The sequence below is a fragment of the Mesorhizobium sp. M7A.F.Ca.MR.148.00.0.0 genome, from assembly GCF_003997735.1.
GTDB lineage: Bacteria > Pseudomonadota > Alphaproteobacteria > Rhizobiales > Rhizobiaceae > Mesorhizobium.
This window is the reverse complement of record NZ_RZTB01000158.1, coordinates 1-9,951: the sequence shown is the minus strand read 5'-3', so window position 1 is coordinate 9,951 and position 9,951 is coordinate 1. Positions and strand designations below refer to the sequence as shown.

Below are 9,951 nucleotides of genomic sequence, written 5' to 3'. Positions count from 1 at the left end.
TCGCCAATGTTGCAGGAAAGGCGATGGCGTTGCGCCAGCTACTTTCTCCCCGTCAACGGGGAGAAATGCCCGGCAGGGCAATGAGGGGCGGCGCTGGCGTTTGAAGAGGTTTCGGGCGATTGATTAGACGACAAAAAAATCCTCAATGCGCTGCCTGGCCTCAACCAGCACCGGCAGTATCTCCCGCTCCATCTCCGCCACCGAAAAACGCGCCGACTGAGTCGAGACGTTGATGGCCGCGACCGTGCGCTCCGCGCGGTCGCGGATCGGCACCGCGATCGAGCGCAGGCCGAGCTCCAGTTCCTCGTCGACGATGGCAAAGCCGTCCGCTTTCGCCTTGCCGATGGCGCCGGCCAGCAGCCTGATATCGGTGATCGTCTTCGGTGTCCGTCTCTCGATGGTCGCCTGACCGAGGAATGCGTCCAATTCCCCTGATGTCAGGCCGGCAAGCAGGATGCGTCCCATCGAGGTGCAGTAGGCCGGCAGCCTGGTGCCGACGTCGAGCGACACGCTGAGGATGCGGCGGCCGGGAATGCGGGCGACATAGACGACATCCTCACCCGACAGGATGGCCGCCGAGCAGGCCTCGTTCAGTTGTGCTGCCACAGAGCGCATGATGGGCGCGGCGAAGGCCCATAGCGAGGCGCCGCCGAGCCAGGTGCGGGCAACCGTCAGCAGGCGCGGCGACAGCGAGAACACGCGGCCGGCCTGTGTTGCATAGCCGGTGGCGGTGAGTGTCAGCAGGAAGCGGCGGGCGCCGGCGCGGGGGAGGCCCGCTTCCTCCGCCATTTCTGTCAGCGTCATGCCCGAGGGATGGCGGGCCAGGATCTCCATGACGGCGAGGCCGCGCTCGAGCGAGCCGACATGATCACGGGAAACAGCCGCTTCGTCCATCTTGTCTCCGCGGAACGGCATCGGCGTCAGGATTGACTCCTCGCCCTCGCTCAGCGTAGAAAGTATCGCATACAAAACATATGTTCGCAATACGAACTTTCTGAAAACCCGGAGCCGATGCGATGGTCAAGTTCCTGCCGCTCAAACAGGCCGTGGCCGAGAATTTGAAAGATGGCGACTCCGTCGCCTTCGAGGGCTTCACCCATCTGATCCCGACGGCGGCGGCGCATGAGGCGATCCGCCAGGGTTTTCGCGACCTGACCCTGATCCGCATGACGCCGGACCTGATCTACGACCAGATGATCGGCATGGGCATGGCGAAGAAGATTGTCTTCTCCTATGTCGGCAATCCCGGCGTCGGCCTGCTACGGCGCGCCCGCGATGCCATCGAGAACGGCTTTCCACGCTCACTCGAAATCGAGGAGCACAGCCATGCCGGCATGGCCAATGCCTATGAAGCGGGTGCTGCCGGCCTGCCCTGCGCGGTGTTTCGCGGCTATCGCGGTGCTGGCCTCGCGGCGGTCAACCCGAACATCAAGTCGGTGACCTGTCCGTTCACCGGCGAGGTGCTGGCCGCTGTCCCTTCGATCCGGCCTGACGTCACCTTCATCCATGCCCAGAAGGCCGACAGGAAAGGCAATGTGCTGGTCGAGGGCATCATCGGCATTCAGAAGGAAGCGGTGCTGGCGGCCAAACGCGCGGTGGTGACCGTCGAGGAAGTCGTCGACAATTTCGACGATCTGCACCCCAATTTGACCGTGCTGCCGCGCTGGACGATCGCGGCGATATCGGTCGTGCCCGGCGGCTCGCATCCGTCCTACGCGCACGGCTACTATGCGCGCGACAATGCGGCCTATCTCGAATGGGACGAGATCGCCGCCGACCGCGAGAAATTCCTGGCGTGGATGCAGGCCTACGTGATCGAGAAGAGCGCCGACGATTTCGCGGCCCGGGTCGAGCATTTGAGGAAAGCGGCATGAGCGACAATCCGGGATTCACCCCCAACGAGATGATGACCATCGCCGCCAGCCGTGCGCTGCGCAACGACGATGTCTGCTTCGTCGGCATCGGCGCGCCATCGGCCGCCTGCAATGTGGCGCGGCTGACGCATGCGCCTGATATCACCCTGATTTACGAGAGCGGCACGATCGGCACCGCGCCTGACGTGCTGCCGCTGTCGATCGGCGACGGTGAATTGTGCGAGACCGCTATCACCACCGTCGCGGTGCCTGAGATGTTCCGCTACTGGCTGCAGGGCGGCCGCATCTCGATCGGCTTCCTCGGTGCGGCGCAGCTCGACAAATTCGGCAACATCAACACCACGGTTATCGGCGACTATTTCCATCCCAAGACCCGGCTGCCGGGCGGCGGCGGCGCGCCGGAGATCGCGACGTCGTCGAAGGAGATCTACATCACCATGGCGCAGACCAAGCGCGGCATGGTCGAGAAGATCGACTTCTTCACCTCCTTCGGCCATGGCGAGGGTGGTGACCATCGAAAACGGCTTGGCATCGACACCGCCGGCCCGACGCTGCTGATCACCGATCTCGCCATCTGGAAGCCGGATCCGGTGAGCAAGGAATTCACGGTCGTGTCGCTGCATCCCGGCGTCACGCGCCAGCAGGTGAAGGACACCTGTGGCTGGGCGGTTAAGTTCGCGGAGGCGCTTGACGAAACACCGGCGCCAAGCGAACTCGAACTCAAGACATTGCGCGACCTGCAGGCCCGCACCAAGGCGGCGCATGAGGGAACCGGAAAAGCAAAGGCTGCATGACATGGCCGAGGCCTATATCTGCGACTACATCCGCACACCGATCGGCCGCTTCGGCGGTTCGCTGTCTTCGGTACGATCAGACGATCTTGGCGCGATACCGCTGAGGGCATTGGTCGAGCGTAATCCCGGCATCGACTGGCAGGCTATCGACGACGTCGTCTATGGCTGTGCCAACCAGGCCGGCGAGGACAACCGCAACGTGGCGCGCATGGCGCTGCTGCTGGCAGGCTTGCCGAAGGAGATTCCGGGCTCGACTGTCAACCGCCTGTGCGGCTCGGGCATGGATGCGCTGACCATTGCAGCCAGAGCCATCAAGGCCGGCGAGGCGGAATTGATGATCGCGGGCGGTGTCGAATCGATGAGCCGGGCGCCCTTCGTCATGCCCAAGGCCGACACGGCGTTCTCGCGCAATGCCGAGATTTACGACACCACCATCGGCTGGCGCTTCGTCAACCCGTTGATGAAGAAGCAGTATGGCGTCGATTCGATGCCGGAAACCGGCGAGAACGTCGCCGAGGATTTTTCGGTGTCACGCGCCGACCAGGACGCCTTTGCCGTACGCAGCCAGGACAAGGCGGTCGCCGCGCAAGCCAATGGAAGGCTGGCGAAGGAAATCACAGAGGTGACGATCCCGCAGCGCAAGGGCGATCCGGTTGTCGTCTCGAAGGATGAGCATCCGCGAGCGGGCTCAACGGTCGAGGCGCTGGCCAAGCTGCCGACGCCGTTCCGCCAGGGCGGCACAGTCACGGCCGGCAATGCCTCCGGCGTCAATGACGGGGCGGCGGCGCTGATCGTCGCTTCCGAGGCGGCGGTGAAGACATATGGCCTGACCCCGATCGCCCGCATTCTCGGCGGGGCCGCCGTAGGTGTGGCGCCGCGCATCATGGGCATCGGCCCGGCGCCGGCGACGCAAAAACTCTGCGCGCGGCTTGGGCTGACCCCGCAACAGTTCGATGTCATCGAGCTCAACGAAGCCTTTGCCTCGCAAGGCATAGCCGTGCTGCGCCAGCTTGGCATTGCCGAGGATGCGGAACACGTCAACCCGAATGGCGGCGCCATCGCGCTTGGCCATCCCCTGGGCATGTCGGGTGCCCGCATCTCCGGCACGGCGGCGCTGGAGCTGCGCGAACATGGCGGCCGTTATGCGCTTGCCACGATGTGCATCGGTGTAGGCCAGGGCATCGCGATCGCGCTGGAACGGGTTTGATCGGCGGCCCTTGCTTGGCCGGCTAAGATCAAGAATCCGGTGCGCGGTTCAAATTTGACCACGTGGACAAAAGTCTGGCGTCGTTCCATACTTCCCCGTCTGACATTTTCACGAACAGCCGGCTCGACACGGCTGTCGAACAGAGGGGAATGCAATGGAAAACCGGAACAATAAATCGCAGATAAAACGCGAAGGGCTTTCGCGACGCAATGTGCTGGAGCTGGGCGCGCTCGGTTTGGCTGCTGCGATGCTGCCGGGCGCAGCCTTCGCGGCGGACAAGAAGCTGAAGGTGGCGGCGATCTTCGCCACGCCGATCGAGGAGCCGTGGGACAACCAGATCCATGTCGCCTTGCAGAGGGCCGAGAAGGAACTCGGCATCGAGTACAAATGGTCCGAGAAGGTGCAGACCGCCGATTTCAGCCGCGTCATGCGCGAATATGCGCAAGGCGGCTATGAGCTGGTGCTGGGCGATGCCTTCGCCGCCGAGCGTGAATCGCGCCGCACAGCCAAGCAATTCCCGAAGACCGCCTGGCTGTTCGGCTCCGGCGCCGGCCCGGCGGAACCCAATTTCGGCGTCTTCGACAACTGGATCCACGAGCCGGCCTATCTCTCCGGATTGATCGCCGGCAAGATGTCGAAGTCGGGCACGATCGGCGCCGTCGCGGCGATGGGCATTCCGGAAGTCAACCGGCTGGTCAACGCCTTCTTCGCCGGCGCCAGGGAGGTCAATCCCAACATCAAGAAGAAGGTCGCCTTCATCGGTTCCTTCTTCGATCCGCCCAAGGCCAAGGAAGCGGCGCTCGCGCAGATCGACGCCGGTGTCGACGTCATCTATGCCGAGCGCTTCGGCGTCATCGAAGCGGCGGTGGACAAGAAGATACTTGCGATCTCCAACATGTCCGACCAGTCGAGCCTCGGCCCCGACACGGTCATCACCGGCCCGGTCTGGGACATGTATCCGACGGTCGAGCAGGCGATCAAGCTGGTCAGGGCCGGCGTCTTCACCGCGCAGGACTATGGCGACTTCTCGCGCATGGCCAAGGGTGGCTCGCATCTGGCGCCCTACCACAAGTTCGACAAGACGCTGCCGGCGGACGTGAAGGAGCTGGTCGAGAAGAAGAAGGCCGAGATCCTCGAAGGCAATTTCCGGGTGGATGTGGACGAGAATACGCCGGTTTCGGATTGACGCTCTGGCTTTTGGGGGTTGGTGCTAGGCGCCCCCCTCTGTCCTGCCGGACATCTCCCCCTCAAGGGGGGAGATTGGCGGCTTTGTCGGCGGCACTCCTGCTTCGGCATAGAAAATTGGCGAAAGCCGAAGTGACATCCGATCTCCCCCCTTGAGGGGGAGATGGCCGGCAGGCCAGAGGGGGGTGCGGCGCATCCCTCTCAATCAAAGCTGAATCGTAAAGCCAATCCCGATCAGGAGCATCCTTGCCGACGCCCGCCCCCCTCATCGAAATGCGCGGCATCACCAAGAGCTTCGGCGCCGTCAAGGCGAACGAGGCTGTCGATCTCAGCGTCGCGCCCGGCGAAATCCTCGGGTTGCTGGGTGAGAACGGCGCCGGCAAGACGACGCTGATGAATGTGCTGTTCGGCGCCTATGCGCCCGACGCCGGTGAAATCCTTATCCAGGGCAAGGCGGTGCGGATCACCAGTTCCGCCGATGCGCTGGCTGCCGGCATCGGCATGGTGCACCAGCATTTTCACCTCGCGCCGCGGCTGACTGTGCTGGAAAACCTTTTGATCGGCATTCCCGGCAAGACAGGACGGATCGACCGCGCCGGCGGGCTGGCGCGGCTGGCCGAGATCGGCCGCCAGCATGGGCTGATGCTTGACCCGGACCTGCCGGTCTCGGCGCTGTCGGTCGGCGAGCAGCAGCGGCTCGAAATCGTCAAGGCGCTGTTTCGTGGCGCCATGCTGCTGATCCTCGACGAGCCGACGGCGGTGCTGGCGCCAAGCGAGGTCGACGGGCTGTTTTCGGCGTTGCGTTCTATGGCGGCGCAAGGTCTCGGCATCATCTTCATCTCGCACAAGCTCAACGAGGTGCGGGCGCTGACGCATCGCTGCACGGTGCTGCGGCATGGCCGCGTTGCCGGCCGCGTCGATGACCCGGCCAACACGACATCCTCGGAGATGGCAACACTGATGTGCGGCCATGAGATCGTGCCGCCGGCGCGGGGACCATCGGCGCCGGGTGCTGATGTGCTGACGCTCGACGGTATCTCAACCTCGCATCATTCGGGCACGGCGCTGCGCGACATATCGCTTGCCGTTCGTGCCGGCGAAATCCTCGGCATTGCCGGAGTGTCGGGCAATGGCCAGCGGGCGCTGGCGGAGGTGATCTCCGGCGTGCGGGCGCCCGATGCCGGACGGATGACGATTGCCGGCCAAAAGGTCTCGCGGTTTTCGCCGCGCGAGGTGCAGGCGCTCGGGCTCGGACGTATCCCGGAAGACCGCATGACCACAGGGCTGGTGACCAATCTGCCGCTCGCCGATTCGATGGTGCTGCCTCGCATCGGCACCGCGGCGTTCAGCAGCAGGGGCCTGCTCAAGCCGGATGCGATCCGCGCCTTTGCCGAGGCGCAGATCAAGGCCTATGATATCAGGTGCCCTGGGCCGATGACCCGGGCCGGCGCATTGTCCGGCGGCAATCTGCAGAAGGCGTTGTTGGCACGCGAGCTTGCCTTCGATCCGAAGGTGCTTGTTGTCTCGCAGCCGACGCGCGGGCTTGACATCGGTGCCGCCCGCTTCATCCATGAAAAGTTTCTCGACATGCGGGCCAAGGGCTGCGGCATCATCGTCATTGGCGAGGATCTCGAAGAGCTGCTGGTGCTCTGCGACCGCATCGCGGTGATGTATGAGGGCCGCATCGTCGGCACGCTCGACAGCGCCGATGCGACGATCGCGCGGCTCGGCCTGATGATGACCGGGGCGGAGGGCCACAGCTGATGTTTCGCCTGGAGGTCCGCAGCTCGACGCCGACCTGGTTCAACCTCGCTCTGCCATTGCTGGCGATCGGAGCAACGCTCATCCTGTGCAGCGGCCTGATTGCGCTGGCCGGCGCCGGCGTGCTCGAAGCCTATGGCGTGATGTTCACGGCGTCGCTGGGCGACAGCTATGCGATCACCGAAACGATGGTGCGTGCAACACCCATGATCTTCACCGGACTGGCGGTCGCGGTCGCCTTCCGGGCCAAATTCTGGAACATCGGCGCCGAGGGGCAATTGCTGGCCGGCGCGGTGGCCAGCTGCTTTGTCGGCGCCATTCCAATGCCGGGGCCGCTCGCCATGGTCTTGATGGCGGTCGCCGGTGCTGCGGCGGGAGCCGCAGTCGCGCTGGTGCCGGCGACGCTCAGAGTAAAATTCAAGGTCGACGATGTCGTCAGTTCGCTGCTGCTCAACTCGGTCATCTATTATGCGCTGATGGCGCTGATCGAAGGCCCGTGGAAGGACTCCTTCAGCGGCTATCCGATCTCGCCGCCGATCGAGGATTCGGCCAATTTCCCGGTGCTGCTCGAAGGCACAAGACTGCATCTCGGCGTCGTCGCGGCGCTGATCGCGGCGCCGCTGATCTGGTTCCTGATCGTGCGCACGACGCTCGGCTTCAGGATCAGGGTCACCGGCGAAAACCCGGAAGCCGCCAGATATGGCGGCATCCATGTCGAGCGGGTGCTGATCTCGACGGCGCTGCTGTCCGGCGCGCTGGCCGGGTTGGCCGGCGTCGGCGAGGTCGGCGGCGTGCATTTCCAGGTGATGAGCGACATCTCGCCGGGCTACGGTTATTCCGGCATCGTCGTTGCGATGCTGGCGCGGCTCAATCCGCTCGGCGTGGTGCCGGCAGCGATCTTCCTTGCCGCCGTGATGACCGGCGCCGAGGCGATGTCGCGGGCGACCGGCGTTCCGGCCTTCCTCAGTGACGTCATCCAGGGCACCGCATTGCTTGCCATGCTGGTGGCGCTGCTGTTCACCGCCTATCGCATCCGTCGCGTCGGAGTTGCCCGATGAGCGCGGTGTTCGAACAGATATTCCAGGTCGGCTTCCTGGCCGCGATCATTCGCATTGCCACGCCGCTGGCTTTCGCGACGCTCGGCGAAATGTTCTCGGAGCGGGCCGGCGTGCTCAATCTCGGCATCGAAGGCATCATGCTGTTGTCGGCGATGACCGGCTTTACCGCCGCCAGCCTCAGCGGCAGCCTGTGGCTCGGCGTGCTGGCTGCGGTGCTGACCGGCATGCTGATGAGTGCGCTGCATGCGCTGTTCACCGTGACGCTCGGCCTCAGCCAGCATGTCTGCGGCATCGGGGTGACGCTGTTCTCGTCGGGCCTTGCCTATTTTCTCTATCGGCTGATCTTCGGCCAGCAATCGGTGCCGCCCAACATCAAGGGGTTTCAGACACTGCCGATCCCGCTCCTGTCGGACATCCCGGTGCTCGGGACGGCGGTGTTCAACCAGTTCGCGCTGGTCTACATGGCGATCTTGGCCATTCCGCTGGCCGCCTTCGTGCTCTACCGCACGCCATGGGGCCTGTCGGTGCGCATGGTCGGTGAAAATCCGCGGGCCGCCGATTCGGCGGGGGTCAGTGTCATCGCCACGCGCTTTCAGGCAGTCATCCTCGGTGGTGCGCTGATGGGGCTGGCCGGCGCCTTCCTGTCGATGGCGCAGTTCAACGCCTTCACCTTCGGCGTCGTCTCGGGGCGCGGCTGGGTGGCGATCGCGCTGGTCGTGTTCGGCCGCTGGGATCCGTGGCGCTCGGCGGGCGCGGCGCTGCTGTTCGCCTTCGTCGATGCGCTGCAGCTGCGCATGCAGGCCAGCGGGCTCGGGCACATTCCCTACGAGGCGTTCCTGATGCTGCCGTTCATCTTCACCATCGTCGCCATGGCTGTGATGTCGCGCAACGCGGTGGCACCGTCGGCGCTGCTCAAGCCGTTTCGTAGGGAAGAGCGGTAGCAAAGCTTGGGTTCCTCTCCCCCACCTTCGTGGGGGCGAGGAACCCGCATCCTGCCAAGTTCGCGCCTCCTTTGAGCGTTTCACATCGCGGTAAAACCGTTGTCGACGAACAGATACGTGCCGTTGACGAAGCTCGACTCGTCGCTGGCGAGGTACAACGCTGCCTTCGCCACCTCTTCCGGTTCGCCGATACGGCCCTGCTGCGCGGCCAGTGCCGCGTCCGAGACGTCAACGCCGAGCCTGCCAAGGTCGGCGACCTCGCGCAGGCCGTGCGGTGTACGGATGAAGCCGGGGCAGACGGCGTTGCAGCGGATGTTGCGGTCGCGGAACTCGACGGCGATGGCGCGGGCGAACATGTGGCAGGCGCCCTTGGTGGTGTCGTAGAGCACTTCGTTGGGAGTCGCCGCCACCGCCGAGATCGACGAAGTACAGACGATCGAGCCGCCGCCGGCCGCAATCATGCCGGGCAAAACGGCGCGCGTCATCAGGAACATCGAGCGCACATTGACGGCATGCAGCCAATCCCATTCCTGCACCGTGGTCTCCAGGAAAGGCTTTATCACGATGGTGCCGGCGTGGTTGAACAGCACGGTGATGGGCCCGAGTTTTTCGATAGCACCCTTCACCGCCGCTTCGACCTGTGCCTCGTCGGAGACGTCGGCGACAAAATGTTCGGCGACATGGCCGCGCGCCCTGATTGTCGCTGCGGTTGCGGCGGCCGCCTCGCCGTTGCGGTCGATGATCGCCACCTTGGCGCCTTCGGCGGCGAACAGCTCCGAAGCCGCTCCACCCATTCCCGTCGCTCCTCCCGAAATGATGGCGACCTTGCCGGCCAGTCTTGTGCCCATTTTTCTGCCCCTATGTGACGATTTCGCTTTGCGGGTTGGGCGATGCTACCGCGCCGGCGCCGGGCGGCCAATCCACGAATTGCGTGCAGCGAGGGCAAGGCCATAGGTCCATTCGGACACAGAAGCGAAAACGGACGCGCCATATGGATCGGCCGTTGGAGTGCTCCCTCTAAGCAAGTGTCTACCAACTTCTAACACGATAGGAGAAAATTATTCTATCTTTGGCCGAAAAATAGCAATCGACAAAGTCTACAAGTTTTATAGATTAACCGCCGAGACGGAG

At 64.2% G+C, this 9,951-nt stretch carries 9 protein-coding genes; 7 read left to right on the top strand and 2 right to left on the bottom strand.

Features of this window, described 5'->3' with window-relative positions; translation table 11 throughout:
• Positions 1-123: 123 nt before the first annotated feature.
• Entirely contained in the window at positions 124-894 is a 771-nt protein-coding gene (locus EOB49_RS30940; RefSeq protein ID WP_127383213.1) for an IclR family transcriptional regulator C-terminal domain-containing protein, read from the bottom strand.
• A 122-nt stretch (positions 895-1,016) separates the two neighbouring features.
• Between EOB49_RS30940 and EOB49_RS30935 the strand changes: the two genes are divergently transcribed.
• The 7 genes from EOB49_RS30935 (at position 1,017) to EOB49_RS30900 (ending at position 8,820) form a co-directional block, all read left to right on the top strand.
• Positions 1,017-1,874, top strand: coding sequence for a CoA transferase subunit A (locus tag EOB49_RS30935; protein WP_127383212.1), 858 nt, complete (start codon positions 1,017-1,019; stop codon positions 1,872-1,874).
• Entirely contained in the window at positions 1,871-2,668 is a 798-nt protein-coding gene (locus tag EOB49_RS30930) for a CoA-transferase subunit beta (protein WP_127383211.1), read from the top strand. The genes EOB49_RS30935 and EOB49_RS30930 overlap by 4 nt, the downstream gene beginning before the upstream one ends.
• Before the next feature lies 1 nt (position 2,669).
• Positions 2,670-3,875 (top strand): 3-oxoadipyl-CoA thiolase, encoded by a 1,206-nt coding sequence (pcaF, locus tag EOB49_RS30925; RefSeq protein WP_127383210.1) that lies wholly within the window; start codon positions 2,670-2,672, stop codon positions 3,873-3,875.
• A 154-nt stretch (positions 3,876-4,029) separates the two neighbouring features.
• The gene (locus EOB49_RS30920) at positions 4,030-5,061 is read left to right on the top strand and encodes a BMP family protein (RefSeq protein WP_127268261.1); all 1,032 of its coding nucleotides are present in this window, start codon (positions 4,030-4,032) and stop codon (positions 5,059-5,061) included.
• Between the two features lie 272 nt (positions 5,062-5,333).
• Entirely contained in the window at positions 5,334-6,824 is a 1,491-nt protein-coding gene (locus tag EOB49_RS30910; protein ID WP_127383214.1) for an ABC transporter ATP-binding protein, read from the top strand.
• Positions 6,824-7,879 carry an ABC transporter permease gene (locus tag EOB49_RS30905; protein WP_127329777.1) on the top strand — a complete coding sequence of 352 codons (1,056 nt, stop codon included), beginning with the start codon at positions 6,824-6,826 and terminating at the stop codon, positions 7,877-7,879. The genes EOB49_RS30910 and EOB49_RS30905 overlap by 1 nt, the downstream gene beginning before the upstream one ends.
• Positions 7,876-8,820, top strand: a complete 945-nt coding sequence (locus EOB49_RS30900; protein WP_127329779.1) for an ABC transporter permease — start codon at positions 7,876-7,878, stop codon at positions 8,818-8,820. Before EOB49_RS30905 ends, EOB49_RS30900 begins: the two co-directional genes overlap by 4 nt.
• A gap of 80 nt (positions 8,821-8,900) precedes the next feature.
• Here the strand turns inward: EOB49_RS30900 and EOB49_RS30895 are convergent, their stop codons facing one another.
• Positions 8,901-9,668, bottom strand: coding sequence for an SDR family oxidoreductase (locus tag EOB49_RS30895; RefSeq protein WP_127383209.1), 768 nt, complete (start codon positions 9,666-9,668; stop codon positions 8,901-8,903).
• Between the last annotated feature and the right edge of the window lie 283 nt (positions 9,669-9,951).

Coding starts and splice junctions, on each gene's coding strand:
- EOB49_RS30940 (WP_127383213.1), bottom strand. CDS start 894: ATGGACGAAGCGGCTGTTTCCCGTGATCATGTCGGCTCGCTCGAGCGC.
- EOB49_RS30905 (WP_127329777.1), top strand. CDS start 6,824: ATGTTTCGCCTGGAGGTCCGCAGCTCGACGCCGACCTGGTTCAACCTC.
- EOB49_RS30920 (WP_127268261.1), top strand. CDS start 4,030: ATGGAAAACCGGAACAATAAATCGCAGATAAAACGCGAAGGGCTTTCG.
- EOB49_RS30930 (WP_127383211.1), top strand. CDS start 1,871: ATGAGCGACAATCCGGGATTCACCCCCAACGAGATGATGACCATCGCC.
- EOB49_RS30935 (WP_127383212.1), top strand. CDS start 1,017: ATGGTCAAGTTCCTGCCGCTCAAACAGGCCGTGGCCGAGAATTTGAAA.
- EOB49_RS30910 (WP_127383214.1), top strand. CDS start 5,334: ATGCGCGGCATCACCAAGAGCTTCGGCGCCGTCAAGGCGAACGAGGCT.
- EOB49_RS30900 (WP_127329779.1), top strand. CDS start 7,876: ATGAGCGCGGTGTTCGAACAGATATTCCAGGTCGGCTTCCTGGCCGCG.
- EOB49_RS30895 (WP_127383209.1), bottom strand. CDS start 9,668: ATGGGCACAAGACTGGCCGGCAAGGTCGCCATCATTTCGGGAGGAGCG.
- pcaF (WP_127383210.1), top strand. CDS start 2,670: ATGGCCGAGGCCTATATCTGCGACTACATCCGCACACCGATCGGCCGC.